We start from the raw sequence: 25,784 nt of genomic DNA, 5'->3' as shown, positions 1-25,784 counted from the left end.
CCTACGCCGGGCTACTCCCCGTCGACGGTGATCGTCGAGACCGCGGAGCGCCCGCTCGCCAGGGTCTCGCTCTTCGACAGGTCCAGCCCCGCGAGGATCGGGGCCTTGGCCGCGAACTGACCCAGGTTCAGGGGGCTGTCTTCCGACCGCAGCACGCTGGCCTGCAGCGTGACCTGCGAACCCGAGACCCACATGGGCATCGGGAGGGTCGGCAGGTAGGCCGGGATGTCGTTCGCAGGGGCCCAGATGGTCCAGACCGACTCGTCGATGCCCAGGGCGATCGGCGCGCCGCTGGCCGCCAGGCGCAGGCGCACCAACGCGCCTGAGGACTCGCTCACGTCGACGTCGAGCGCGGCGACCGCCAGGTCGCTGGCCGTGAAGGTCGCGCCGTCGAAGGGGTCGTCCACGAGCGGCGGCTGGTCGAAAGTCAGCTCGATGCCGCCGGTCGCTGCGGTCAGTGGCGTCGAAGCGACCGAGCGCTCCTCGTCGAAGCCCTCCTCGGTCACGCGCAGCACCAGGCCGTAGCCGGCCAGCACCAGCGGATCGATCGACGGCAGGGCCAGGACGCCGCCGTTCGCGTTCAGCTCGCCCAGGACCACGGGCAACCGCACCGTGTCATTCACACCCGTCGCGCCGGGCAGGGTCAGGTCCAGGGCAACCGACGCGGTGGAGGCTTTGGTCGGTCCGCCGGACAGGTCCAGGTCCACGAGCTGGTCGAAGGCGATCGCCGGGCCGTCGTTGAAGGAGGCGTCGAACGTGCCGATGCCACCCGCGCTGACAGGGTTCGGGTGGGTCGGCAGGGCCACGATCTGCGCCAGGTCGGAGTCGGCACCGGCGATGGCGCTGTCGCAGGTCACGAGGGCCAGGTCGAGGGCCTGACTCGGCGGCACGGCGATGCTGTAGGCACCGCTGACCGGATCGATCGGCGTGGAGGCGACCCAGCGCTCGCCGGCGACGTCGCCGCGGGCCACGGCCAGGAGTTCCAGGCTCTGCCCGGCGGCCAGGCTCGGCAGGTCCGACAGGGTCCCTTGCAGGGTCGCGTTGACCACCGGCTGGGTCACGCCGTCCAGGGCCAGGGTGATCGAGCCGCCCGGGGGCGTGATCGCATAGGCGGTGGTCGTCAGACGGCGGCTGGCGCCGCTCACGATCGCCGTCGACTCGGCGCTGACCACGAAGGGCCCGTCGACACCCTGGAAGCTCGCCAGGCCGAACGCGTCGGTGGTCCGCAGCACGCCCTGCTCCGAGCCGGCGTCGGTCCCGAACAGCAGCACCTGCGCGCCGGGCGCCGGCACCAGGGGCGTGGTGCTCGCGCCGTCCTCGATGCCCACGAACACGCTGACGTTCTGGGAGCCGGTGCCGCCCTCGGGCGACAGGGTCACCGCGCTGGTCTGGCCTTCGGTCACGACCGCCGACGCGTACACCGGGTTGCCGCCGGCCGCGAAGACCGTGCTCGAGGTGTAGAAGCCGGGCTCGAGGTTCAGGAGGAAGTACTGGTTGCTCTCACCGACCGTGATGAACTCACTGCCCGTCGGTCCGACCAGGGTCACCGGCGTGCCGGGGATCTCCTGCTCGCCGGTGAGCACGCCCACGAGCGCGCCGACCTTCGGGATCGAGAAGGTCGTGTCGCCGACGTTGGTGGTGCCCCCGGGCGTGATGCCGATCGCCGGCACCGACGCCTTCGGCAGCACCAGGGCACCGTCCTCCGCCGCGGTCGAGATGCGGTAGCCCACGGCCACCGGCACCGGCGTGGGAATGCTCCCCAGCGCGGCGGTGAAGTTGAAGGCCGGCACGCCCGTGATCTTGTAGCGCCCGTCTTCGTCGGTCAGGCCCGACTGCCCGGTCGCGAGGGCCACGGTGGCGTCGCGAATCGGCTGGGCATCGGTGTTCAGCAGGCGACCGGAGATGGTGGTCGAGAAACCGTTGTTCGCGATCAGGCCGCCGGCGTAGATGCCGCCTTCGACGACCACGCCGATGGCTTGGATGCCCGTGCCGCCGCCGGGCACGCTGATCACCAGACCCGACTGCCCGGTCTGCGCGGTGCGGTTGACCCACGCGAGGCTGTCGCCGTCCCAGGCCCAGATGTCGACGACGGTGCCGAGCGGGAAGCCCATCTCGTTGGGCAGCACCGCGCTCAGGCCGCTCAGCCCACCGACCGGGTTGAAGCGCGCCTCGGTCGGACCGATGGCGGCGAAGCCGGCCGCCGCGATGCTCGACGGCAGGGGGTGGCCGAGTTCCTCGCCGTCCACGCGCACCATGGAGACCTCGAGCCCGGTGGGCGCGGCCTTGCCGGCGATCGACACCACCGTACCCGCGGCGATGACCAGCGAGAGGTCGCCGCCGCCGTTGAGGATCGTGCCGTTCTGCACCTGGCCGCTGCCGTTGATCGTGAGCGTGGCGCTGTCGCCGTCGGGGCTGTTGCGGTCGGGTAGCACGATCGTGCTCGGGACCGTCGGCCGCTCGTCGGTCGCCGAGACCGTGAAGCCGTAGCGCTCGGTGCCGAAGCTCTCGCCCACGAGTTCCGCGGGCTCGCCATCGACGGTCAGCACCACGTTCTTGCTGGGCAGTGCCTCCGGGAAGCCCATCACGAACGCGCCGTCGGCGTTGGTCTCCACGACCAAGTTGCCGAGCCGCACTGTCGCGCCCTCGATCCCCGAACCGCCGGGCCGCACCACGACGCCCGAGAGGCTGGCGAGCTGGATCGGCTGGGGCGTGCCGCCGGGGCCGCTGGAGTCGCCGCCGCCTCCTCCTCCGCAGGCTGCGAGCAGGGTCAGGGACGCGACGGAGGCGATGCGGAAGGCCGAACGGGGCCGGCGCTGGGTCGAGGGCATGGGTATGGGAGGTTCGCTCGGGACGAGGGGAGCCCCTAACCTTAGACCACCTCGCGAGAGGCGCCACCGGCGGCACCACTCGTTACCCAGCGTTCACCTGGAATCCCGGGCGCGCTTCCACGACGCCCCACCTCCGAGACCGTGCTCCGCCTCCTCCTCCGCGTCCTCTTGTGGCCCCTCTCCGCCCGGCGGCGGGCGATCTGGACCGCGATCGTGCTCCTCGGCGGGGCTGGCTGGTGGCAGTTCGGCGACCAAGTCCTGCGTTTTCTGGGCCTGGGGCGCCCGCCGGAGCGCTCGGTCTACATCGTGCTCGAGACCCCCGACGACCTGGAGCGCCAGCAGCAGGCCTCTCCGGACCTGCTGGCCCGCTACGGCGGGTTCGATCGTCCCGGCCTGGAGGCCGAGCTGACCCGCCTGCGCGGCGGCTTCACGGCGGCCTGCGACCTGGCCTTCAACCTGGTCCGCGCGCGGGGCGACGGCGAGCGCACCCTGTTCGCCCGCGGCGGCCTGGTGCCCCTCGACCCCGACGCGGATCCGACCCTGATCACCCGCGTGGTTCACGACCCCGCCGAGGCGCGCGGCTCGGACCCGGTGGCCTTGACCTTGACCCTCGACCGCGACGAGTTCGCGGCCATCTACGCCCAGCGCGACGAGCTGCGCTGGCTGGAGACCTACGTGGCAGAGCGCTGACGGCGCTCAGACGAACGCCGCGCGCACGATCCGGCGCAGGAAGCGCTCGGTCTCGCGGGCGTCGGCGGCGTCGGGGTCGATGCGGGCTTGGATCGAGGCGGCGGTGACCGGGCCTTCGGCGCCGCCGGCCAGCTCGACTCGGCGCGAGCCGAGGACCTCGCCCTGGTCGTCCTGGCGCTCCAGCTCGATCATCCCGTCCACCAGGCGCAGCTCCAGGTGGGCGTCGCCCCGGCAGCTCCGCAGGCGGTAGCGCAGGGGGCGCCCGGCCGAGTCGTCCAGGCTGGCGCAGCCCTCCAGGACCACCTCCAGGCCGGTGGCGACGGCGATGCGCCCCACGCGCAGGTCCAGGTCGCGGAGCTTGCCGAATAGGGTCCTCAGGCGCGCCGTGGGCGGCGTCCCTGAAGTGGTCTGGGGTTGTGCGTGGTCCATTCGAGGTCTCGGGGGACTCCGCTATCGGCGCGGCGCTCCCCTAGACTCGACGGCCCCCGCCGGTCGGCACGTCCGCTGGGGCCCGCATCCGGGAAGTCCCACCCCAGGCCGACCCAGGGCCGGGGTAGCCTCGTCCCGCGCCTCACCCCCCGACCTGCAACGACCCATGCAACTTCGTCTCCTGCTGCTGCTCAGCCCCCTCGCCCTCTGCCAGCCGGTCTTCGCGGAGCCCGCCGCCGGGCTCGCCGTCGGCCAGGATGAAGTCGACGTCTCCGGCTTCAGCACCGAGCAGTTGATCGAGCGACTCGAGAGCCTGCGCGACGAGGCCGGCTACGACACGATTCGAGCCCTGGGCAAGAGTCGCGAACCGGCGGCGGCCCAGGCCCTGGTCAAGTCCCTGCGGGTGCTCGGCTCGCTCGGGGCGCGGCTGGAGGTGCTGAAGGCCCTGTCGCGCTTCGGGGGCATCGCGGGGGCGGAGCAGGCGGCGATGCAGAAGCTGCTCGACGTGGCCACCGTGGAGCAAGAGATCGAGGTGCGCGACCAGGCGCTGCAATCCCTGGCCAATGCCGCCGGCCTGGGTCGCGAGTACCTGGCGATGGTGGTCGAGTTCCCCGTCGACGACGCCGTTCGCAAGCGCGCCATGGAGCTGCACGTCGAGCAGAAGCAGCGCAGCGACGAGGCCTTCTACCGGCGCATGCTCGAGACCGAGCCCAAGACCGACGGCAAGCCGCGGGGCAAGGACAAGGAGGAGGAGCAGGAGGTCCGCCGGCTGCCCGAGGTGCGCGAGTTGGCGTTCATCGCCCTGGCCGAGTGGCTGAGCGTCGAAGAGTTGGTCCCGTCGGTCGAGGACTGGAGCCGCACCGTGCGGCGCACCGCCGTGCAAGAGCTGCACCGGCGCGGCGCCGAAGAGGCCTTCAGCGCCGCCGAGGGCATGTTCAAGCGCCGCGACGAGTGGCCCGAGAACCGCCTGGCCGCGGCGCGGGTGCTGCTCGAGATTGCGCGCGACGACTGGATCGGTGAAGTCGTCGACGAGGGCGGCCGGCGCGACGCATCGATGGAAGAGGTCCAGGGCTGCGCGGACCTGGTGGTCGAGTTCGGCGACGAGAAGATCTTCAAGGACATCGCCAAGCGCCTGGGCAAGGGCGGCACGCCGGAGAAGCTCTTTGCGATCCGCTCGCTGGTCGGCTACTCCGACAAGAAGGTCAGCAAGGCGCTGATCAAGCTGCTCGAGGACAAGTCGATGACCGTGCGACTGGCCGTGATCAAGACCATGGCCGACCGCGGCGACCCGTCCTTCCTGGAGACCCTGGACGAGGTCCTGGCCGACGCCCTCGAGGCCGCCGCCGACGAGAAGGCGGACGACTACTCGGAGCCGGAGTTCGCCCAGTTGATCGACTCGATCTCGCGACTGCGTACGGGCGACGAGGCCTGGAACGCGAAGCTGATCGAGTTCGCCGGCTCCGACCTGCAGGGCCTGCGTAACGCAGCGGTGCGCGTGCTGGGCAGCCGTTCGCCGGAGAAGTCGATGGCGCAGCTCGAGGCCGCCCTCGTCCACGAAGACTGGTCGACGCGCCTGATCGCCCTCGAAGCCCTGGAGAAGCTGCGCACGAAGGCCGTGGTCGGGTTGATGATCGCCCAGATCCAGAACGAGACCGGCCGCATGGCCGACGCCTTCGGCGACACCCTGTGGCGCTTGACGGGCCAGCCCTTCGCCAAGAACGGCCGCTCCTGGGCCGCCTGGTGGAAGGATCACGAGGGCGACTTCGAGCCGATCGATCCCAAGTCCCTGCGCGCCCTGGAGGAGGAGCGCGAGCGGCGCCGGTTGGAGGAGAGCTCCAAGGCCCCCGACTTCTTCGGGCTGCGGATCGAGAGCACACGCGTGACCTTCGTGGTCGACGTGTCGGGCTCGATGGAGGAGCCGACCCTCACGCGCTACGCCGGCGAGAAGGGCCCCAAGCGCATGGACGTCGCCAAGAAGCAGTTGGACCTGGCCATCGAGCGCCTGGACCCCGCCGCCCTGTTCAACATCCTGACCTTCTCCTTCGACGTGAACGGCTGGAAGGACGCGTTGACCCGCGGCTCGGTCGAGGCCAAGGCCGAAGCGTCCGAGTACATCTCCAGCCTGCGCGCCGGCGGCGGCACCAACCTCTATTCGGCCCTACAGGCGGCCTTCGACGACCCCGAGATGGACACCCTGGTCGTGCTCTCCGACGGCGAGCCCAGCGTCGGCGACATCACCGAGCCCGGCATGATCCGCGAGCAGGTCGCCACCTGGAACCAGGAGCGCCACGTGATCATTCACACCGTCCAGGTGGGCGGCCAGTTCAAGATCCTCGAGTGGCTGGCGAAGGACTCGGGCGGCGAGACGGTCGCGATTCCCTGAGTCGGGCGAGTTCGTCATTGGCGAGCTCGAACGAATCGGGATGTGGTCACGCGCGGGCTCAACTGGCGAAGCCCGCGCCTCTCGGGCCAGGGTGTCGTGAGAGTCGGGAACAGGGAGTGGGGGGCGAGTGATGGGGCACAAGCAGGTTGCGTGGGGCGGGCTCGCACTTGCCGCCATGGTCATGGTCGTTTGGGCGCTCGGCAACGGTCGACGAGGGATCGAGTCCGACGAAGAGCCGCCCCCGTACCTTGGCGGCCGTGGCGACGCCGTCCCGCTGAGTGACGCCGGCACCGGCCCTGCGGCCGCGAGAGCCGAGATGCGAAGTTCGGAGCTTCCAGTCGGCGCTCCAGAAGCTGCCCTGACAGGGCAGTCAGTGACCGGGGCGGTCGAGGTGGCGAAGGTGACTACCGGCCAACTCGGCGGTCGGTTCGAGAATGAAGCCGGGATCTACCTGGAGTCCTTCCACGGGTATGAGCCGGACCTCCATGGCTGGGCGTCCGTTTGGCAGCAGCTTGCATTCGAGGCCGAGCTCGTCGAGGAGTCGGTGCGCGAACAGGATGGAGCGCTGGTCGGAGAGTTCTCTGTAGGGAGCGAGGGCGTGACTGTCGGATTCGAGATAAGCGACGAGGGCTACCTGCTTCGCTGGAACGACGAGGCGGCCACGTCGTCTCATGGACAGGTGGACTTTCGATCATCCATCAGCTTTGCAGCCAGAGAAAGCGATCGCCTCGGTGATCTCTACGGCGCCGTTCAGCTGCGCCCTCGCGAGGGGCAGGTCTTTCACCGGGAGGGTCCCGTCGGCCACGGCTTCTACTTGGGTGAGGCGAAGTCCAATTCGACGACGATGATGCCAGCGTTCAACGGCGACGGGACCTACGGCTTGAAGATCGCTCCCTACGACGAGAGCAAGGCTGGAGCAGGCGGCTCCCAGGAAGCGGCCTATGACTGGTACTACAAGCTGAAGGCGATCGAGCAGGCAGGCGCCGACGACTGATTCGCTCGCCGGGGGACGTGTGGCGAGCGCCGATCGGTTCAGGGCAGCGCGGCCAGGTGTTCGGCGCGCGCCGCTCGATAGACCTCCCGCGCCGCATCCACGTTGAGCAGCGCGATGGCGAGCCCGACGATCAGGTCCGGCCAGGCGGACTCGACCAGGAGCGTGGCGAGTCCGGCGGCGATGATGGCGACGTTCGCCAGCACGTCGTTGCGGGCGGAGAGGAACGCGGCGCGGGTCAAGCTGCTCGTGTGGTGTCGATAGCGGGCGAGCATCAGCGCGCAGCCGAGGTTCACCGCGAGCGCTCCGGCGGCGGTCAATGTGAGGGTCACGGGCTGCGGGGGAGCCAGGGTTGTGAGCTTGTCCCAAGCGATCCAGAGGGTCGTCAGTCCGGGAACCAGCAGCAGGCCGGCGAGCACCATGCCCACCCGCGCCCGCCTACGAAGGCTCCAGCCCAGGGCCACCAGGATCAGCAGGTTGACCGAAGCGTCCTCGAGGAAGTCGACGCTGTCGGCGATCAGCGAGACCGACCCGATGCCGAGGGCCACGGCGAACTCGACGCCGAAGTAGGCGAGGTTGAGGAGCGCGACGGATCGGACGACGCGACGCAGCTCAGGGCCGTCTTCGGTGGTCGTCACGCGGCTGGCCCGGAGCGTCAAGTGCGAGCGGACACGTCGTGCTCGCGGCCGTGGACCTCGACGGTGACGTGGACCAGGCGCTCGTGTTCGGGCAAGAGGCGCTTGTAGTGCTCGGGCGGCTCGGGGGTAGCGGTGACCACGGACAGAATGGCCGAGTAGATCCCGGGCCCCACGGACCAGACGTGGAGGTCCGCGACCTCGGTGTCGGCGTCCTGCGTGATGGCTGTGCGGATCGAGTCGGTGAGGTGGGGCGGCGCCTGGCGGTCCAAGAGGACCTCGGCGGTGGCGCGCAGCAGGCCGATCGACCAACGAGCCACCAGCAGGGCTCCGACGACACCCATGGCCGGGTCCATCCAGAAAAGGCCCAGGTACTTGCCGGCCAATAGGGCGAAGATCGCCAGGACCGAGGTCAGGGCGTCCGCGAGCACGTGCAGGTAGGCGGAGCGCAGGTTGTGGTCGTGGTGGTGATGGCGATCCTCTTCATCTTCGTCGTCGTGCTCCCCGTGGTGGTGCCCGAGCAGGACGACGGACAGGCCATTCACCAACAGGCCGGCGATCGCCACGCCGATGGCCTGGTTGAAGGCGATGCCGACCGGCGAGAGGATCCTGGCGACGCTCTCCCAGGCCATCATCAGGGCGAACACCGCCAGCAGCACCGCGCCGGCGAACCCGGCCAGGGCGTTGACCTTGCCGGTGCCGAAGCTGAAACGCTCGTCCGCCGCGTGGCGTCGGGCGTAGACGTAGGCGAAGGCCGCGATGGACAGGGCGATGGCGTGCGAGGCCATGTGCAGCCCGTCGGCGAGCAGGGCCATCGAGCCGTAGGCGAGCCCCGCCCCGATCTCGACCACCATCATCAGCGCCGTGAGGGCGATGACGAGCATCGTCCTGGACTCGCCCGGCCGGCGCGCGTCCTGGCCGAAGGTGTGGTCGTGCTGCCAGGGGCGGAGTTCTCGAAAGGACATCTTGGTTGCCGGTTTGTCCGCAGTTTCGTGGCGGGCCCCGGACTCTACACCAACGCCAGTCGCGCTCCGTGGCGGGGACCGCGGACGGCGGGGCCGGCGCAGGAACGCGCCCCTGCGAACGAACCCGTCGCCCGGCCACCGTGGGCGTTCGCGAAGCGGATCCCCTTCTATCGGGGCACCGCGAACGCCTTGCTCGTGTTTAGGTTGCTCGGTCGCTCGACGCCCGCCATCGGCGGGACTCGTCCCATCACCGTTCGGAGCCTCCGATGATCCCGATTCTTGCCCTGCTCGCCTGCGCGCCGATTGCGGTCCCGCCGCAGACCTCCGGCTTCTCCCGCCTCGACCTGCCCCTGAACGGCAGCCCCGAGCGTGTGCTCGTGAGCAACCTCGATCCGGGGCCCACCGCGGACGTCACGGTCCTCGTCAACCGGGGCGTTGGCGTCTACGACCTGACGACCCTGGGGCTCACGGCCAGCGGGATCCAAGTGGAGGTGCTCCCCGGGCTGGCCCAACTCGGCTACATCGAGCAGTCGACCATGGCCGAAGCGGACTTCACCGGCGACGGGGTGCCCGACCTCGGACTCTCGCCGCTCTACGCGACCCAGAGCTACGTCGGCAACGGCGATCTGACCCACAGGCCGGGTCCGTTCCTGCCGACCTACGGCGGCAGCCAGCACGCGGTGGGCTTCACCGACGTGGACGGCGACGGAGACCTGGACTCGGTGCTGCTGGTGAGGGACTTCAGCAGTTGGTACCTGGACTACGGCTTCAACGACGGGACCGGCAGCTTCGCCGAAGGCTCCTTCGTCGAGCCGCCCGGCCTGCCCGATTTCGGCTCGCGCCTGCTGTTCGCCGATATCGAGGGGCAGGGGCGGGACTCGACCTTCGTCACCGGTTCGGCGGGCCTGTTTCGCAGCCACTGGCCGGCGGGTCCCAACGACGACGTGCTGCTGCTCGCCGGCGACTTCGCCGAGGTCGCGGCCGCCGATCTGGACGGGGTTTTCGGGCTCGACCTGGTGGTCTGCGGCCGCGGGATGAACGCCATCGCCGTGCTACTCGAGGATGGCGCCGGGGGCTTCGGGCCGCCCACGGTGCTCCCCGCCGGTGCCTTCCCCGAGAGCGTGGCCATCGCGGATCTCGACGGCGACGGCGACCAGGACCTCGCCGTGGCCAACCGCGACGGGGACAGCGTGACCCTGTTCTGCGGCGACGGCGCCGGAGGCTTCGTCAAGTGCGTGACCTACCCCGTGGGTCGTCGGCCCACGGACATCGCGGCCGGCGACGTGGACGGGAACGGCAAGGTCGACCTGGTGGTGACCTGCGCGACGAGCGGGGTGCTGTCGATCCTGCTGGCGTTCTGACGTCCGAGCAGTAGGCGTTCGTACGGTGCCAGGCACGAAACCGCCGCCTACTGCTCACTAGCGCCAGGCCCGCGCCGGGCGAATGCCCGTGCTGCGGCTCTCGAGCGTCGGACTCGTCGGGTACCGCTCCGCGCTACGCAGGTTCATGGGCGAGTTCCCGTAGCCCCCGCCCCGCGCGACGATCGGGTGGTCCGTCGGCACCTCGACGTCCGCCCCGCGCAGCCCGTCGCCGGGGCGCGCGGCGGCCTCGTCGTAGCGGAAGAAGCGGTCGCGGCACCACTCCCAGACGTTGCCCAGCATGTCGTGCAGACCGAACGGGTTGGGCCGGTAGCTGCCCACCGGGGCGTGGACCGAGTGCCCGTCGTCGAGCCACTCCGAGAAGGGCCAGCGGGCCTCGCCGCTGTTGGTCTTGGCGTACAGGTCGGCGATGTTGACGAAGCCGCCCAGGCTGTGCTCGTCGTCGCCGGTGGCCCAGACCGTGTCGCTACCGGCGCGGTTGGCGTAGTCCCACTGGGCTTCGGTGGGCAGGTCCAGGGCCAGGCCCGTGAGGGCCGCGCGGGCCTGGGTCCAGCTCACCCGCTCCACCGGGTTGGTGGGCCCGAAGCCGCGACCGCCGGCCATCGAGCCCTCGAGGTAGTCGCTGGGGTTGGTGCCGGTCCAACGCAGCCACTGCCCCTGGGTGACCTCGAACTTGGAGAGCAGGAACGGCTCGAGCCGCACCTGTTGCAAAGGACCCTCGTCCACCTGGAGTTGGGGGTCGTAGCGCGGCGCGTCCGGGTCGTCCGCCTGGGCCCCGACCGTGACCTCGCCACCAGGCAGCAGGAGCAGGACCAGCCCGCCCTCGGCGCTCGGCACCAGGTGCCCGGATTCGTCGCGCGCCGGTCGCGCGCCCGTCTCCACAGGCCAGAAGGCCTCCAGGCCCCCGTCGGGGTCGGGGCCCAGGGGCACCAGCCCCGCGATCGGTTCGAGCGTCAGCTCGGCGAAGCGCGGGTCCGCGGCCAGGCGCGCGAGGGCCGCGTCCCAGGCCGGGCGCTCGGCCGCGATCGAGCGCTCCACCAGGGTCCGCGAGCGCGCCAGGCGCGACGAGATGGCGGCAATGTTGCGACCGAAGGGACCCTGCGCGTTCAACTCGTCGAGCTCGCGCACCAGGTCCTCGAGTTGATCGGCACGCCAGGAGTTCCAGCCCAGGACGCCGCCGGCCTCCAACTCGTCCGGTGAGCTCGCGCGCCAACGCTCGAGGGTGCGCGCGTGCAGGTCCCGGCGCGAGTAGAGGGCTCGGGCCTCTGACAGCCAGCTCTCCAGGGGGCCCACGAGCGCAGGCCCCACGGGCCAGAGCTCGTCCGCCCGCTCGCGCAGCTCGGCCAGGTACTCCAGGTCGCCCAGGCGCTGGATCTCGCCCAGCTGCTCGCGATCGCGCAGGCTCGCCTTGACGAAGGTGGTCGCGGCGCCGACACCCACCAAGGCCAAGAGCACCGCCAGGGTCGTCTCCACCGGCCGGCGCCGCACCAGCTTCGAGGCGCGGTAGCCGAGCCCGTCGCCGCGGGCGCGCACGGGCAGACCTCTGAGCCAGCGGCGCAGCTCGTCGGCCAGCTCCGCCGCGGAGCCGTAGCGCCGCTCGGGCTCCTTGCGTAGGGCGGTGAGGCAGATGCGGTCGAGGTCGCCGGCGAGCTGGCGGCGCAGGGTGCGGGGATCGCTCGAGCGCGCTGCCGCGATGGCGCCGGCCTCGTCGCTGCGCCCGAACGCCGCGCTCGGCGCCTCGGCCGCCCGCTCGAGGATCTCGCGTTCCAACTCGCCGCGGCTGGTGGTGCGACGGCCGTGGGGCCGCTGGCCGCTGAGCAGCTCGTAGGCCAGCACCCCCAGGGCGAAGACGTCGGTACGCACGCCCACGGCCTCGCCGCGCAACTGCTCCGGCGCCGCGTAGGCCGGAGTCAAGGCCCGCTCGCCGGTCTCGGTCAGGCCGCCTGGGTCGTCCTCGTTCTCGAGCACCTTGGCGATGCCGAAGTCGAGCAGCCGCGGGCGCCCGTCGTCGTCGACGAGCACGTTCTGGGGTTTCAGGTCGCGGTGCACCACGAGTTGGTCGTGGGCGTGGGCCACCGCGTCGCAGACCCGCGCCAGGAGCTCGACCCGCTCGCGCAGGTTGCTGCGCCGGCGGTCGCACCAGGCGTCGATCGGCTCGCCCGCGACGAACTCCATCGCCAGCCAGGGCGCGCCGCGCTCGTCCTCGCCCGCGTCGAACAGGCGCGCGATGTCCGGGTGCTGTAGCCGCGCCAGGGTGCGGCGCTCGGCGTCGAAGCGCGCGAGCAGTCCCGACGTGGCCGGCCCCGGGCGCAGCATCTTCACGGCCACGCGCTGCTCGAAGGCGCCGTCGGCCCGCTCGGCTCGGTAGACCACGCCCATGCCGCCCTCGCCGACCACCTCGAGCAGGCGGTAGGCGCCCAGGCGGCGCGGCAGCTCCTCGGCCAAGAGGGGCGCCGCCGCCCGCGCACGGTCGACCTCGCCCAGGAAGGTCTCGGCCTCGTCGTCGGCGCGCAGGAGGTCGTCGAGCTCGGCGCGCAAGGACTCGTCCTGGCCGCACTCGCGCGCCAGGAAAGCCTCGCGCTCGGCCGGGGCCAGGTCGAGGGCTGCGTGGAACAGCTCCTCGACCCGGTCCCAGTCCGCTTCTTGCTCCATCCGCGGCATGGCAGTGCCTAAGGATGGCCGACGTTCAGGGCTGCGTCGAGCGCAGGGCGTTCGACAGGGCCACGTCCTGCACCGCGCCGAAGTCGAGCATGCCGACCTGCCAGTAGAGCTTCAGGCCGGGCGGCAGGCCGCCGGGCCAGAGCGGGATGTCGTAGGTCCACTCACCCTGGAAGTTCGTCGTCACGGGCACGTCCAGGGCCGAGGGCAGCGGGTGCACGATGCCGCCGAACAGCGGCACGGCCGAGTCGACGAAGCCCACGGCCATCAGGCCCGGGGAGTTGGGCGCCGCGTGGCTCAGGGACAGGGTGACCGGCGTGCCGGCGTCGAGGGTCGAGGTCGAGGTCAGCGCGGCCGCCCCGAAGCCCCCGGGCAGGCTGTTGCCCAGGCTGGTGAAGGCCCCGCTCTCCACGGCGGTGACCTCGGTGACCACGTTGCCGTCGTCGTCGCGACCGGTGACGTTGATCGAGCCCAGCTCGGTCGGGCCGGGCACGACCGTGGTGCCGCCGGTTCCGGTGTAGCCGGTGAAGAAGATCTCGTCGGGCCCGCCGGGGGGGAAGGATTCCTTGTAGGCGGTGACCAGCACGCCGGGCAGCGGGTTGCCGCCGCCGTCGACGACCTGCACGGTCAGGAAGCACGGACTCCCGATCGGGCACACCGGCACCACCGGCGGCAGCACCAGGTCGAGCTGCTTGGGCTTGTTGCGGCGCACCTTCATGGCCGGGTCCCCGAGCAGCAGGTACATCCAGGCGTTCTGCCAGGTGCTGTTCGGGTGCAGGAGCTCCATCTGGTCCTCGGCCCAGGCGATGGCCTGGCCGTGGGTCGTCAGGCCGTGGGTGAAGACCGCCTCGAACATCTTCTTGTCGAGGGTGTGGTTCTTGCTCGTGCCCGAGGCCACGGTCGAGCCGTAGTGGGCCACCGCGCCGTCGCTGGCCTCGAGCCAGGTCTCGGCGATGCAGTCGCTCCAGTTCAGGTTGGCGTTGGTGCAGGAGAAGGACCAGACCACCGGACGCTGGCTGTTGGTCAGCGGACCGATCGAGTCCTTGTGAAAGTTCTCGCCGGTGAGGTTCCAGCCGGACCAGGTGTTGGTGGAGCCGTGGCCGCGGTAGGCCACCAGGCCCACGTTCATGTCGATGTCGGCCAGCACGTCGGTGTTGTCGACGCCGAACACGCTGCCGTAGCGCTTGACGAAGCTCGGCTGCACCACGTAGGCCGCGTTCGCGACCTCCTCTTGGGCGCCCACGTACTTGCCCGGGGCGTCCTCCTTGTGCGCCACCAGCACCACGTCGCCGTAGTCGTGGGTCGCGGTCGCGTCGGTCTCGTAGTCGATGATCTTGGTCGTCTGGTGCGTGACGCCGGCCGCGTTGTCCACCGACAGGCGACCCACGAAGACCTCTTCGTCCAGGTCGCCGATGCCGCCGGGCGAGCCGTAGCGGTCGTCGCCGTCGATCAGGCCGGGGGTGGCCGAGGGACAGAAGGGGATCACGTCCACGTCGCCGACCAGCAGGCAGTAGTGGTCGAAGTTCGCCGCGCCGGCCTGGTACCAGGTGTCGATCGCCCCGCGGATCTCGCCGCAGGTGACGAAGGGCAGGGACTCGAGGGTGATCACCGTGACCGCGTAGCCGGTGCTCTTGCGGTACTGGATGAAGGTCTCGAGGGCGTCCAGGTAGGCCTCGGGCGTGACGATCAGGTAGCGACCGTCGTAGCTGGTGCTGTTGCCCTGGATCCACGGCGCGGCGGTGGGCCAGTTGGGGCAAGAGGCCTCGGCCAGGGCGAGCTTGTCCAGGGTCAAAGGCGGCGCGACGACGGGCGTGCCCTCGTGCCGGAAGGAGTAGGTCGTCAGGCGGTTGACGACGAGCTTCTTCGCGACCGGGTTGTAGTCGACCGGGAAGAGCTCGACGAGCGAGGTCGGGATCGCGCCGAAGGTCTTGCGGACCGGCGCGATGGGGGTGCCGTCGAGGGTCGGGAAGCTGGCGTTGGTGGCGTAGATCGCCGCGTCCTTCTGGAACACCTCGGGGCTCCCGTTGGGATCGCCGGGACCCGGGTCACCGCCATCCAGGGCCGGGATCGGCTCCGGGTAGAGGGTCATGGAGAAGCTCTGCTGGTCACCGGGGGCGACGGAGACCCCGAGCAGGGTCGTGTCCATCACGTCGGTGGCCACCGCCAGTCGCGTGCGCATGGCCGGCAGCTCCGGGGCGCCGGTCTGGCCCAGCTCGCCCATGCCGGGGAAGGTCAGGCGGCGGTAGGCCACGTTGTCGGGGCCGACCACGGGCTCGGACCAGTAGCCGAAGATCTCGAGCTCGAGGGTCGTCGAGAAGGTGTTGCTGGCCCCGGGCACGAAGCGCAGCTCGGCGGGCTTGCCCGCCGGGACGCCCGCGACGAGCGGGACCCAGGTCTGTTGGGCGGCGGCCGCCCCGGCGAGGGCCAGGGGCGCGGAGAAGGTCAGGAAGGCTCGGGTGTTCATGGCAGGGCTCTCGGATCGGGCCCGCGGGACAGGGCGGGCCTCCAGACCCCCACGCCGGAAGACGCAGCGGGAGCCGACAGGAAATCCGATTCTCCCAGGGATGGGCCAGGGCGCAACCGCGGGACGGCTGCCGGGGGGGCGACCCGCGCGATGCGGGGTCCCCGCCGGGGTTCGTGGCTCCGCGGAGGACGCCTCCGACCCTCAGTACAGGTCCTTGCCGTAGCCCGGGCCGTAGTACCTGGCGAGCTCCTCCGGCGACTCGTGGCGACGCTCGAGCGCCCCGGCGATGGTGGCGCGGCTGGGCACGAGCTCCGGCGCCCAGGTCCCGGGGTCCCAGAGGTCCGAGCGCAGGAAGGCCTTCGAGCAGTGGTGGAAGACCTCCTCGACCACCACCTCCAGCGCGAGCTGGGGGCGGTGTCCCTGGACGCGCATCCGGTCGAAGTAGAGCGCCTCCCGCAAGAGCCGCGCGCGCCCGTTGATCCTCAGGGTGTCGCCCCGTCCGGGGATGAAGAAGATCAGCCCGACGTGCGGATTCTCCAGGACGTTCCGGAAGCCGTCGGCGCGACGGTTGCCGGGTCGTTCCGGCAGGACGACGGTGGTCTCGTCGAGGACCAACACGAAGCCCGGCGGGTCACCCTTGGGTGAGACGTCGCACCTGCCGTCGGCGCTCGACGTGGCCACCAGGCAGAACGGCGAGCGCGCCAGCCACTGGCGGTCCAGCTCGTGCAAGCGATCACGCACCTTGTCGCGCGCCGCGGGCGCGACGGGGCCCAGGACCTCCCGCAGCTCGTCGGCGTCGCGGACCTCGCGGATGGAGTCGTGGTCGGTCATGGCGTGGACGATACGCGGTCGCGCGCATCGATGTCGCCGATCGACGGAGCGAGTGACTCCGAGCCGTCCTCAGTTCCCTCGTCGCGTCCTGGCGGGCGCCGCGTGGCTGAGCAAGCGGCGCCCGGCGACTCTGCTACTACTGGCCGTACTGCAACAGCACGGCGTTGCTGACCGTCCAGCCAAGGGGCTGGCTGACGTCGAGGGTGGCGCATTGCACCACCAGGTCGATGGCCGTGGGCTGACCGAGGACGGTCAGGGCGAGGTCGCCGTCGCCGTCGGTGCTGAAGGCGAACAGCCCGCTCGGGAGCAGGCCGGTGCCCGAGACGAAGGTGCCGCCGAGCAGGCTCAGGTCCGGGTTGCCGGGCAGCGAGAGCGCCAGGAAGGTCGGCTTGACCTTCACGTCGGTCTCGAGCAGCAGGGTGTTGAGGTCGAGGGCCGTCGCGAGGCCCTCTCCGCAGACCTGCAGCTGCGCCGAGCCCGGCCCCTGCGAGCCGAGGTCGGTCTGGCAGGTCAGAGGGGGCAGGGACTCGAAGCGAGCAATGCTCTCGGGCTTCGACGGTCCGCCTTGGTAGTGGACGCTGCGGACGCCATCGGAGGACAGCTTGAGGTAGCCGAAGGGGTAGGAGAGCTCGTCGACGAAGCCCTGGTCGGTCCACGCCCCTCCCGCGAGCTCGTAGCTGCGCGGATGGGGGCTCGCTCCGACGAGCAGGCGGCCGGCGGCCATGTCGACGCTGAGTCCGAAGAAGTAGGAAAACTCGGGCTCGGGCACCTGCAAGAGGGCCTCGACGACCCATGCACCGTCCTGCTGAACGAAGGAGTAGACCGCTCCTCGCTTCTCCGTGGAGGCGCCGTCCGCCTCGTAGTAGTGAGCCCCGACCGCGACGCGTCCGTTGTCCACGGCCACGTCGGAGGCGAACTCCCCGTTGCCGCTCTGAGGGAAGGGAAAGAGGGTGTCTGCATGGGTCCACGACCCGCCGCCACCCGTGTAGATGTGCACGGCCCCGACGTCGCCCGAAGGCGGGAACGCATGGGGTTGGGTCACGGCCAGGAGCCCTCCGTCCATGCTGAGCTCCGAGCCGAAGCCGGAGCCGTCGATCGGCGGCGCGAGCGAGGTTCCGAGGACCCAGCTCGAGCCGTCCCACTCATAGACGTGGACGGCCCCCTTCCACACCCCCGTGCCGGCTTGGTTCGCGTCCGAGACGACGAGCACGTCGCCCTCCAGCGCCAAGTCGTAGCCGCCAAAGCTCCCCTCGCTCTTCGGCGCGGGCGAGGTGATCGTCGATCCGAGCTGGCCCCACGTGGTCCCGTCCCACTCGAAGACGATCACGCCGTTGGCGCCGCCGTTGACGATGCTGAGGGATACCGCGAGGCGATCGCCGTCGAGTTCCGCGTCGAGGAAGCGGTGGATGAGGTCCTCACCCAGGACGTACCGGTCGAGGGTGAGCTCGGGCACGGCCTGCCAACCGACGAGCGGCAGGAAGCGGGTGAACTGCACGAATCCGTACTCAGCGAAGACCGCCCACTCGCCCTCCACGTCGCCGCGGGCCGAGTTGTCGAAGTCGTAGACGAACTCCACGACGGGCAGCGACTCGCCGCCGGCGCTCGAAGCGTCGGCCGGGGGGCTGAGGGGGGCGGCGGCCAACAGGGCGGCGGCGAGGGAGGTCTGGCAAGTCATGGCGCTCTCTCTCAGGGACCTGGTTGAGGTGGATCGCGGGAGTGAGGGGGCCTGGCCCCTTGACGCGTCGCGTCTCCCGTCGGCGACCCATCCGGCAGGGCTCCGGTCGCCACCTCATGAATCCCGCGAGAATTCGTGCGAGCGGTGGCGACGGGGCGGGCGTCCGACGGCCGGGAGGGTAGCAGCGACCGACTCCCAGCGGGCTCGGCGCCGGCCTCGCAAGGCCCGCCCAGAGGCCCGGTTGGCAGTCTGGAGCGCCCCCCGCATGATCCGATTGCGTGGCGAACGACCTCGAGGACAGCATCCGCGAGCTTGTCGACCGGAGCACCCGCGGTGACCCACGCTCCGCCGAGGAGCTGCTGCCGGCGCTCTACGAACAGCTGCGCCAGCTCGCCGCCGCGCGCGTGGCCCGCACGCCCCCGGGCAACACGGTCCAGGCCACCGAGCTGGTCCACGAGGCCTGGATGCGCCTGGTCGAGAACGGCGACCCCGGCTGGGACGGCCGCGGCCACTTCTTCGGGGCCGCCGCCCGCGCGATGCGGAACGTCCTGGTCGATCGCCAGCGGGCGCGTGGCGCCGTCAAGCGCGGCGGCGACCGCCGGCGCGAGGAGCTGGACGGGCTGATCCATGTGGACGGCGCGCCGACCGCGAGCTGACCGACGCCGCCCTCGCTCGGGAGGGCCTCTCGGCCGATGAGCGCGCACGGCGCGCGGCTGCTCTCGACCTCGAGCTGCGATCGATCGATGTGGCCGACCTAGGCCGCGAGTTCACGCGCCTGACCCAGCTCGAACCCGCCCGCGACCTCCTGGCGCGAGCGGACTCCTTGTCCCCGAAGACGCGCGTGCTCCTGCTCTCCAACCTCGGGCAGAGCTATCGACTGGCGGGCTTCCTCGACCAGGCGACGGCCGTCGCGGAGATGGGTCTGACGTCGGTCGCACCGGCGCCGCCCGCTTCCACCGCGAGTGGTGCGGACCCGGATGCGAGCCTCTTCGCGATGCTGGCCGCGGCGCAGGCCGCGACCGCCTCGGGAGCGCAGGACGAGGCCCTCCGGTTGTGGGAGTCGTACCTCGAGACGGCGCGCGGGGTCGTCGCCTGGGACGATCACCGCTGGCTACGCGGTCAGGTGGGGCTGGCGCAGACCCTCAGCCAGAAGGGTGAGGCGGGCCGCGCGCGGTCGATCCTGGAGCGCTGGACGGACCCGACGATCGCGGCCCTCGGGCCCCTGGACCCGTCGTCGTTGGTCGCCCGCCGGCTGCTCGGTTGGGAGCGCCTCCGCACGGGCGACACCGCCGATGGGATGGAACTCTTGACGGCCCTGCGCGACGAGCTCGAGAGCAGCGAGCGCCGCGCCGAGCTGTGGCCGTCGCTGGCCGCCATCCACAACACCATCGGCGTGGCCCACATGCAACTCGGTCAGCTCGACGGGGCCCTGTCCGCGCACGAGGCCGACTTGGCGATCGCGATCGAATTCCAGGGGGCCACCCACCCCGACACCCTGACGAGTCGGGTCAACCTGGCCGGGATGGCCGTCGACGCCGGGCAGGTCGGGCGGGCGCTCGAGCTCCTGCGCGAGGTGGTCGAGGCGCCGTCCGACGAGTCGGTGCAGGCCCTCCGGATCCAGGCCGCGGCATGGGCCGAGCTGGGCTGGCTCTACGACAGCTCGGACCGCCCCGACGACTCGGTCGCCGCGGCCCTGAGGGCCCTCGACCTTCGCGCGGAGGCCCTCGGCCCCTCCGATCCGTACACGGCCCAGTCCGTCGGCACCGCGGTGACGCTGATGGTCCGGGCGGGCCGGCTCGAGGAGGCGCTCACCCTGGATCAGGACTGGAGGGCTCGCTTGGGTGACGGGGTCGACGCGGCGATGCTCGCGCGCATCGAGCTCGGTCTCGGGCTCGCCCACCTCCGAGGTGGAGGCTTCGACGAGGCGCTCACCAGCCTCGAGCGCGCCCGCGACCTGCGACTCGCGCTGGGTCTGCAGACTGCCTCTGTCGACAGCATGATCGGTGAGGCACGCCTTCGATCGGGAGACGTGGAGGGTGGCTTGGAGCTCTTGACGGGCACACTGGGCGTGCTCGAGCGACAGCGGAGCCTGCGGTACCCCGAGGCCCTCGAGGTTCTCGCCGACTACCACGACTCGGTGGGGGACTCGGGCGCTGCTGCCGGCTATCGATCGCGGCTCGAGGGACGCTGAGCCGCGCTCGATGCGGATCGACGGGGAGGCGCCGGGAACTCGGGGCGTCGGTCCCGAGCGGGAGCGCGGGCCTCGATGCACGCGCGTCGGGCGGCGACGCGGGCCTCGGCGTCGTCGCCGGCGGCGTACCAGAGGGTCTCGGCGGCAGTCGCCGGGTCGCCGAGGTCCGTGGTGAGCTCGGCCAGGCGCGTGGCCGCCTCGGTCGCAGCGGCCGCGCGGTCCTCGACCCGGAAGCGCCGCGCGATGGGGTGCACGGTGTCCCACAGGCGCACCGTGCCGTCGCCGGACCCCGAGTAGAGCAGCTCGCCGTCGTCGGACCAGACCAGGTCGAGGACGTAGTCGTCGTGGGCCGGGAGGGTGACCTGGGTCGTGAAGAACTCCGTCTCGAGGATCCGCACCTCGCCGCTGCGCATGCCCAGGGCCAGGGCCCGCCCGTCGGGGGACCACTCCACCGCCAGGACCTCGCCGGCCGGGATCGGCGGCCGCTCGGCCACGGGTGAGCCGTCGTCGCTACGCACGACGACCAGGCTCGCGGGTTGGCCCGCGACGAAGCCGGCCGCGAGCAGCTCGCCGTCGGGGGAGACGTCGAGGCCGCACACCAGGGCCGGCTCGAGACCCTCCACTTCCCACTCCAGCGCCAGGGGGCGTGCCACGCCGGCGAAGGACGAGATCGGCTTGGCGACGTACAGGCGCTTCCCGTCGGGGTGGAAGACCGTGCGTCCGTTGAGGGTCGGCGCGCGCCGTCCCGTCAGCTCGGCCATGTCGGCCGTCAGCGCCGAGGGGACGTTGGCCAGCTCGCCCGCGGCGCGCTCGGGCCCACGCTCGACCGCACCGCTCACCAGGTCGAGCCGCCGCGCGCTCACCGGCGCCCCACCGCCGCCGTCGGTGAACACCAGGTACCGGCCGTCGGCGGAGAAGTCGAAGAAGCCCAGGATCGCGTCGTGGTCTCGCGGGGCCTCGAGCGGGAGGCGGGTGAGCAGCTCGCCGGTCCACCCGTCGTAGAGCCCGATCGTCCGACCGAATGGCGCCGCGGCCGCCACCAGCCCGCCGTCCGGCGACACCGCGAGCCAGTAGACGTAGCTGCCGAGCTCCTCGAACGCGGTGAAGCGCCGCTCCTCGTCACCCTGCGTGTCGACCACCCACGGCGCGTCCGAGTCGAGGGCGGCCAGGACAGCCATGCGACCCTCGGGGCCGAGGGCGAGCTTGCCCGCGTCGTTCACCTTCAACCGCCGCTCGCCGAAGTCGAAGCGGATCCGCCCGTCGGTCGGGTCGAGGAGCAGGACGCCGCCCCGCGCCCCCTGGAGCGCGAGCGACGACCCGTCGGCCGACCAGGCGAGGGTCGACAGGGTGTCGAAGGCCTGCCCGGCGGCGTCGAGCCCGAGCTCGCCGAATCGCCCCAGCTCCTCGCCCGTCCCGACGTCGAAGATCCGCAGCTCCACTCCGTCGAAGCTGGCGACCCGCGAGTCGTCGGGGGATACGAGTACCGCCTGCACGGTGCGGTCGTGTGGCCGCTCCCAGGCGAGGGTCCCGTCCTCCAGATCGAAGCACTGCAGCAGCGCACCCACCCCCCAGGCCAGGAACCGACCGCCGGGGGCGATGCTCGCCGGGCCTCTGCGTTCTTGGGTGAAGACGAGCCATTCGCCGGTGGTCGGCGACCGGGACCGGATGCTGCTGACCCGGTCGCCCTGGACCCGATCGGCGGTCGAGCTGGGCACGGAGGGGACCCACGGGGGGGCGTCGAGCACGATCGTCTCGACGACTGCTCCGGTCGTGTGGTCGACGAGCTTGGACTCGCTCCAGTGGTCGGTCCCCGGCGTCTCCCCCCAGACCAGGATCCGGGCGCCATCGAGGGCGCCCACGGCCTGGCCGGGATAGCGGCCGACTTCGCGCGGCGTCCGCGGCCGCGCCAGGTCGACCCGATGGAGCGAGATCTCGTTCGGGTGGTAGATCGGGACCACGAGGTGGCGCGCGTCGGCCAGGAAGTAGTCGCCGAAGCTGATGCCGTCGGCCGCGACGTCGTCGACCGCGAACGTCAACGGTGCCTGGCGTCGCAGCCAGGCCCAGGCCCACCCGCGATCGACCTCGTCGATCGACTCGAGGATCTCGCGCGCCCGCCAGGGGTCGGCGCCGACGATCACCTGCAGGGACTGGAGGAGGGCCGAGAGGCTCTCGACGTCGCTGCGCTGGGCGAGCTCCCGCTCGCGCTCGGCCTCGGCGCGCGCGCGGCCCTCGAGCACGGCGAAGCGCAGGACGGCGGCCACGGCGACCAGGCCGACGACCAGCGACGCGACCACCGCGGGCCGGCGTCGGGCGAAGCGGCGCAGGCGGTAGGCGGCGCTCGCCGGACGGGCCTGGATCGGCTCGTGGGCCAGGTGGCGGCGCAGGTCGGCGGCGAGGGCGGCCGGCGTGACGTAGCGCCGCTCGGGCTCGATCGCCATCGCCTTGGCGACGATGGTGTCGAGGTCGCCGCGCAGGCCGCCGTCGAGCGCGGCCAGGCGCCGGGGCTCGCGCTCGCCGAGGACCCGGATGGCGGCGGTCAGGGACAGGCCGGCCAGGTCGTGGGGCAGGCGGCCGGAGAGCAGCTCGTAGAGGATCACCCCCAGGGCCCACACGTCGGCCGCCGGTCCGACGGCGGTCGGGTCGCCGCCGAGCTGCTCGGGTGCCATGTGGGTCACCGTGCCGAGCAGCTCGCCCTGGCCGGTGTGGATCGTCGACAGCAGGGCGTCCGTCTCGCTCGCCCGGGCGATGCCGAAGTCGAGCACCTTGGGCCGGCCCGCCGCGTCCACCAGCACGTTGTCGGGCTTCAGGTCGCGGTGGACGATCCCGCGGTCGTGGGCGTGCTGGACCGCGTCGCAGACCTCGGCCACCAGCTCGAGCCGCGCGCGGCGGTCGAGGCCGGCGCGCTCGGCGTAGTCGACCAGCGGCAGGCCCTCGACCAGCTCCATGGCGAACCACGGCTGCTCACCGTGGCCCTGGTCGACGGTCTCGGCGGCGTAGACCTGCGCGATGCCCGGGTGGTGCAGCCGCGCGAGCAGCTCGGCCTCGCGCCGGAAGCGCCGCAGGCGCGCGCCGTGGGCGTGGGCGGGGTGCAGGACCTTGAGCGCGACGCGGCGGCGGGGGCGGGCCTGCTCGGCCTCGTAGACCACGCCCATGCCGCCGGCGCCGATCCGGCGCAGGATCCGGTACGGGCCGATGGCGTCGGGCAGGGCCGGTTCGTCCTCGTCGCCGTCGAGCAGGGGCGCGAGGTGGTCGCGCAGCCCGCCGCCATCGACGGGGTTGCGCGGACTGTCGTGGGAAGCGAGCAGCTCCTCGACCTCCCGCCGCAGCTCGGCGTCGTCGGCGCAGGCCGCGTCGAGCAGGCGCGCGCGCTCGTCTCCGGCGAGGGGGAGGGCGCGGGCGAAGACCTCGGCCAGACGCTCGTAGCGGGTGCTGTCCAAGGCTCAGGGCGTCAGCGGGAACCTCACGCGATCGGTCTCGACCGCGTTTCCGGTCGAACCGGCCATCTCGGGCAATGGGTGTTTCTTCGGGACCAGGACGAACAGCCCGCTGCGCTTCTACACCAACGACGGGGGCGCCGATGCTTCGCTGCTCACCGACGGGACGTTTGAGGTCAGGGTGCTTCGAATCCTCGGCGGCGCGGACATCGTCGAGGGCTTCGACTCCACCGAGGCCCTCGAGCCCGGAACCGTGGTGGTGATCGACGCGATCAACGCCGGCGAGCTGATCGCCAGCAGCGAGGCCTACGACCGCAAGGTCGCCGGCATCGTCTCCGGCGCGAACGGCGTCAACCCGGGCCTGCACCTGGGCCAGGACGGCGTGCTCGACGGCGAGTTCCCCGTGGCCATGAGCGGCCGCGTATGGGTCAAGGCCTCGACCGAGAACGGCGCGATCGCGCCTGGCGACCTGCTCACCACCGCCGCCCTCGCCGGCCACGCCATGAGGGCCACCGACGACGCGCGCGCGAACGGCGCCGTGATCGGCAAGGCCATGTCCGCGCTCGACGCCGACGCGGGGCTGGTGCTCGTCCTGGTCAACCTGCAGTGAGGATCGGTTCCATGACCCTTCGAACTGCTCTGACCACCCTCCTCGCCTTGGGCGGCCTCGCCGCCGCGGGCCTCGCCCAGGACGGCGCCGACCGCCTGCCTTGGCACGGCAAGCACGGGCCGCTCGTGCGCGGCGACGGGTCGCCTTGGCGCCCCGAGCTGCAGCTCGAGCTGACGCTGCCCCAGTTCGCGAGGCCCGAGCCCTTCCGGACCGTCCTGCCCTTCGACGGTGCGTGGGTCGAGGTCGACCTGGTGCCCCACTCGATCCGCACCCCCGATTTCAAGCTCCTCGAGCGCGGCGCCGACGGAGTCGTGCGCGAGGTCGTCCCGCCGCCGTCGCGCCTGTACCACGGCGAGATCGTCGGTCGGCCCGGCTCCGAGGTGCGCGCCACGCTCGACGAGCTGGGCCGCCTGTCGGCCACGCTCGAGACGGAGACGAGTGCCTGGTACGTGCAGCCCCTCGACGACTTCGTGCAGGGGGCCGGGCCCCGCTCGCACGCCGTCTACTCCTACCTCAACATCATGGCCAGCCCTGGACGTTGCGGCGTCGACGACGCGTCGTCGGCTCCGTGGGCACCCGAGCGGCAGGGTGGGCACGGGTCACCGGCCCACGGCTCGCCCGGGCACGTCCACGGCCGTGGTGCTGCGCGTCCGGACCGCGAAGACGACGGGCCGCTCGTGGCCAAGACGGTGTCGTACCGCGCCGCCGGCGTGGCGTGCTATGTCGACAACCAGTACTTCCAGTGGGCCGGCAACTCGACCAGCGCGGCGGTCAACGACATCGAGGCCCTGCTCGACCAGGTGACCTCGGAGTACGACGACAACGGCGTCAACCCGTTCAAGTTCAACTTCGCCGGGGCGATCCTCGAGGTCTCTCCGGGCAACCTCTACCCGTCCACGGATGCAGCGAGCCTGTTGTGCGAGTTCCGGACCGACTGGAAGAACAGCGCCAACTACGGCTTCGACGCCGAGTTCGGGCACCTCTTCACGGGACGTGACATTGACGGCTCGACGATCGGTATTGCGACCGTCGGAGTGACCTGTGGTACGAACAACAGTGAGAGCTGCCCCGACGTCATCAACACCCTGGCTCCGGGGCTGTCCCAGACGACCTTCAGCTCGAACATGAAGTTCCGAGGCTGGCTGACCGCCCACGAGCTCGGTCACAACCTGGGCGCGAACCACCTGGGGAGTGGCCTGTTCGAGACCTGCTCGGGTGACTCGTGCCAGATCATGTGTCCGTCGATCGATACGATCGGTTGCGCCCTGATCGGGATCAGCTGGAGCCAGTCGACGGTCCCCGTGATCAACGCGGCGACGGCAGCGTCCTGCTTCGACCCCGCCAGCGGAACCGTCTACGCGAAGTCCGTCGACCCCGTCCCCTACCCGGACGGGACCGAGCCGCTCCCCTTCGCGTCCGTCTCCGCGGCGCTGCCCCACGTGGCGGCCGGCTGGACGCTCGCGCTCTATCCGAACGTCTTCGGCGAGTCGGTCCTGGTCCTCGACCAGCCGATGACGATCACGACGACGGGTGGCGTGGCGACGATCCAGTAGCGGCGATCCGGAGTTGCACACCTGGTTGTTCGGCAACAGCGAGGTGTGCGACTCCGCCCTGTTGGCGT

The 25,784-nt window shown here is 71.5% G+C and carries 17 protein-coding genes; 8 read left to right on the top strand and 9 right to left on the bottom strand.

The features are described from left to right. Nucleotides 1-11 precede the first annotated feature (11 nt). Nucleotides 12-2,828, bottom strand: a complete 2,817-nt coding sequence (locus Pla133_RS23800; RefSeq protein WP_145070004.1) for a carboxypeptidase-like regulatory domain-containing protein — start codon at nt 2,826-2,828, stop codon at nt 12-14. Nucleotides 2,829-2,969: 141 nt separating this feature from the next. On the opposite strand from Pla133_RS23800, the gene Pla133_RS23795 reads away from it, so the two are divergent. Then, nucleotides 2,970-3,518 (top strand): hypothetical protein, encoded by a 549-nt coding sequence (locus Pla133_RS23795; RefSeq protein ID WP_145070002.1) that lies wholly within the window; start codon nt 2,970-2,972, stop codon nt 3,516-3,518. A gap of 6 nt (nt 3,519-3,524) precedes the next feature. On the opposite strand, the gene Pla133_RS23790 is transcribed toward Pla133_RS23795, so the two are convergent. Further along, nucleotides 3,525-3,947, bottom strand: coding sequence for a hypothetical protein (locus tag Pla133_RS23790; protein ID WP_419191903.1), 423 nt, complete (start codon nt 3,945-3,947; stop codon nt 3,525-3,527). 166 nt (nt 3,948-4,113) lie between these two features. On the opposite strand from Pla133_RS23790, the gene Pla133_RS23785 reads away from it, so the two are divergent. Further along, nucleotides 4,114-6,330: a HEAT repeat domain-containing protein gene (locus tag Pla133_RS23785; RefSeq protein ID WP_419191902.1), complete on the top strand. Its 2,217-nt coding sequence runs from the start codon at nt 4,114-4,116 to the stop codon at nt 6,328-6,330. Between the two features lie 175 nt (nt 6,331-6,505). Beyond that, on the top strand, nt 6,506-7,324 hold the full coding sequence (locus tag Pla133_RS23780) for a hypothetical protein (RefSeq protein ID WP_145069996.1): 819 nt from the start codon (nt 6,506-6,508) through the stop codon (nt 7,322-7,324). A gap of 38 nt (nt 7,325-7,362) precedes the next feature. Here the strand turns inward: Pla133_RS23780 and Pla133_RS23775 are convergent, their stop codons facing one another. After that, nucleotides 7,363-7,959 carry a cation efflux transmembrane domain-containing protein gene (locus tag Pla133_RS23775; RefSeq protein WP_145069993.1) on the bottom strand — a complete coding sequence of 199 codons (597 nt, stop codon included), beginning with the start codon at nt 7,957-7,959 and terminating at the stop codon, nt 7,363-7,365. A 17-nt stretch (nt 7,960-7,976) separates the two neighbouring features. After that, nucleotides 7,977-8,921, bottom strand: a complete 945-nt coding sequence (dmeF, locus tag Pla133_RS23770) for a CDF family Co(II)/Ni(II) efflux transporter DmeF (protein WP_145069991.1) — start codon at nt 8,919-8,921, stop codon at nt 7,977-7,979. 266 nt (nt 8,922-9,187) lie between these two features. Between dmeF and Pla133_RS23765 the strand changes: the two genes are divergently transcribed. After that, the gene (locus Pla133_RS23765; protein ID WP_145069988.1) at nt 9,188-10,282 is read left to right on the top strand and encodes an FG-GAP repeat domain-containing protein; all 1,095 of its coding nucleotides are present in this window, start codon (nt 9,188-9,190) and stop codon (nt 10,280-10,282) included. Between the two features lie 57 nt (nt 10,283-10,339). Here Pla133_RS23765 and Pla133_RS23760 read toward each other — a convergent pair whose 3' ends face one another. The 4 genes from Pla133_RS23760 to Pla133_RS23745 all read right to left on the bottom strand — a co-directional run bounded on the left by Pla133_RS23760 (nt 10,340) and on the right by Pla133_RS23745 (nt 17,928). Continuing rightward, nucleotides 10,340-12,952 (bottom strand): bifunctional serine/threonine-protein kinase/formylglycine-generating enzyme family protein, encoded by a 2,613-nt coding sequence (locus Pla133_RS23760; protein ID WP_419191901.1) that lies wholly within the window; start codon nt 12,950-12,952, stop codon nt 10,340-10,342. A 34-nt stretch (nt 12,953-12,986) separates the two neighbouring features. Next, on the bottom strand, nt 12,987-15,422 hold the full coding sequence (locus Pla133_RS23755) for a C25 family cysteine peptidase (RefSeq protein ID WP_145069983.1): 2,436 nt from the start codon (nt 15,420-15,422) through the stop codon (nt 12,987-12,989). 201 nt (nt 15,423-15,623) lie between these two features. Further along, entirely contained in the window at nt 15,624-16,253 is a 630-nt protein-coding gene (locus tag Pla133_RS23750; protein ID WP_145069981.1) for a pyridoxamine 5'-phosphate oxidase family protein, read from the bottom strand. 136 nt (nt 16,254-16,389) lie between these two features. Continuing rightward, nucleotides 16,390-17,928 (bottom strand): hypothetical protein, encoded by a 1,539-nt coding sequence (locus tag Pla133_RS23745; protein ID WP_145069979.1) that lies wholly within the window; start codon nt 17,926-17,928, stop codon nt 16,390-16,392. A gap of 278 nt (nt 17,929-18,206) precedes the next feature. Here Pla133_RS23745 and Pla133_RS23740 point away from each other — a divergent pair, with 278 nt between their 5' ends. Both Pla133_RS23740 and Pla133_RS23735 read left to right on the top strand, forming a co-directional pair. Next, complete coding sequence (locus Pla133_RS23740; protein ID WP_419191900.1) at nt 18,207-18,584, top strand: ECF-type sigma factor; 378 nt, start codon at nt 18,207-18,209, stop codon at nt 18,582-18,584. Between the two features lie 89 nt (nt 18,585-18,673). Then, nucleotides 18,674-20,119, top strand: coding sequence for a tetratricopeptide repeat protein (locus tag Pla133_RS23735; protein ID WP_145069977.1), 1,446 nt, complete (start codon nt 18,674-18,676; stop codon nt 20,117-20,119). Here Pla133_RS23735 and Pla133_RS23730 read toward each other — a convergent pair. Beyond that, nucleotides 20,092-23,556, bottom strand: coding sequence for a WD40 repeat domain-containing serine/threonine protein kinase (locus Pla133_RS23730; RefSeq protein WP_145069975.1), 3,465 nt, complete (start codon nt 23,554-23,556; stop codon nt 20,092-20,094). The genes Pla133_RS23735 and Pla133_RS23730 overlap by 28 nt on opposite strands. Here Pla133_RS23730 and Pla133_RS23725 point away from each other — a divergent pair. Next, the gene (locus tag Pla133_RS23725; protein ID WP_145069973.1) at nt 23,546-24,163 is read left to right on the top strand and encodes a gp53 minor capsid family protein; all 618 of its coding nucleotides are present in this window, start codon (nt 23,546-23,548) and stop codon (nt 24,161-24,163) included. The two genes, Pla133_RS23730 and Pla133_RS23725, sit on opposite strands and share 11 nt — an antisense overlap. 11 nt (nt 24,164-24,174) lie before the next feature. Further along, nucleotides 24,175-25,716: a zinc-dependent metalloprotease family protein gene (locus Pla133_RS23720; protein WP_145069971.1), complete on the top strand. Its 1,542-nt coding sequence runs from the start codon at nt 24,175-24,177 to the stop codon at nt 25,714-25,716. The last annotated feature ends 68 nt before the right edge of the window (nt 25,717-25,784 follow it).

It is taken from the genome of Engelhardtia mirabilis (assembly GCF_007748095.1).
Taxonomy (GTDB): domain Bacteria; phylum Planctomycetota; class UBA1135; order UBA1135.
This window is presented reverse-complemented; position numbering and strand designations above follow the sequence as displayed.

Coding starts and splice junctions, on each gene's coding strand:
- Pla133_RS23800 (WP_145070004.1), bottom strand. CDS start 2,828: ATGCCCTCGACCCAGCGCCGGCCCCGTTCGGCCTTCCGCATCGCCTCC.
- Pla133_RS23790 (WP_419191903.1), bottom strand. CDS start 3,947: ATGGACCACGCACAACCCCAGACCACTTCAGGGACGCCGCCCACGGCG.
- Pla133_RS23785 (WP_419191902.1), top strand. CDS start 4,114: ATGCAACTTCGTCTCCTGCTGCTGCTCAGCCCCCTCGCCCTCTGCCAG.
- Pla133_RS23780 (WP_145069996.1), top strand. CDS start 6,506: ATGGTCATGGTCGTTTGGGCGCTCGGCAACGGTCGACGAGGGATCGAG.
- dmeF (WP_145069991.1), bottom strand. CDS start 8,921: ATGTCCTTTCGAGAACTCCGCCCCTGGCAGCACGACCACACCTTCGGC.
- Pla133_RS23765 (WP_145069988.1), top strand. CDS start 9,188: ATGATCCCGATTCTTGCCCTGCTCGCCTGCGCGCCGATTGCGGTCCCG.
- Pla133_RS23760 (WP_419191901.1), bottom strand. CDS start 12,952: ATGGAGCAAGAAGCGGACTGGGACCGGGTCGAGGAGCTGTTCCACGCA.
- Pla133_RS23755 (WP_145069983.1), bottom strand. CDS start 15,422: ATGAACACCCGAGCCTTCCTGACCTTCTCCGCGCCCCTGGCCCTCGCC.
- Pla133_RS23750 (WP_145069981.1), bottom strand. CDS start 16,253: ATGACCGACCACGACTCCATCCGCGAGGTCCGCGACGCCGACGAGCTG.
- Pla133_RS23745 (WP_145069979.1), bottom strand. CDS start 17,928: ATGACTTGCCAGACCTCCCTCGCCGCCGCCCTGTTGGCCGCCGCCCCC.
- Pla133_RS23720 (WP_145069971.1), top strand. CDS start 24,175: ATGACCCTTCGAACTGCTCTGACCACCCTCCTCGCCTTGGGCGGCCTC.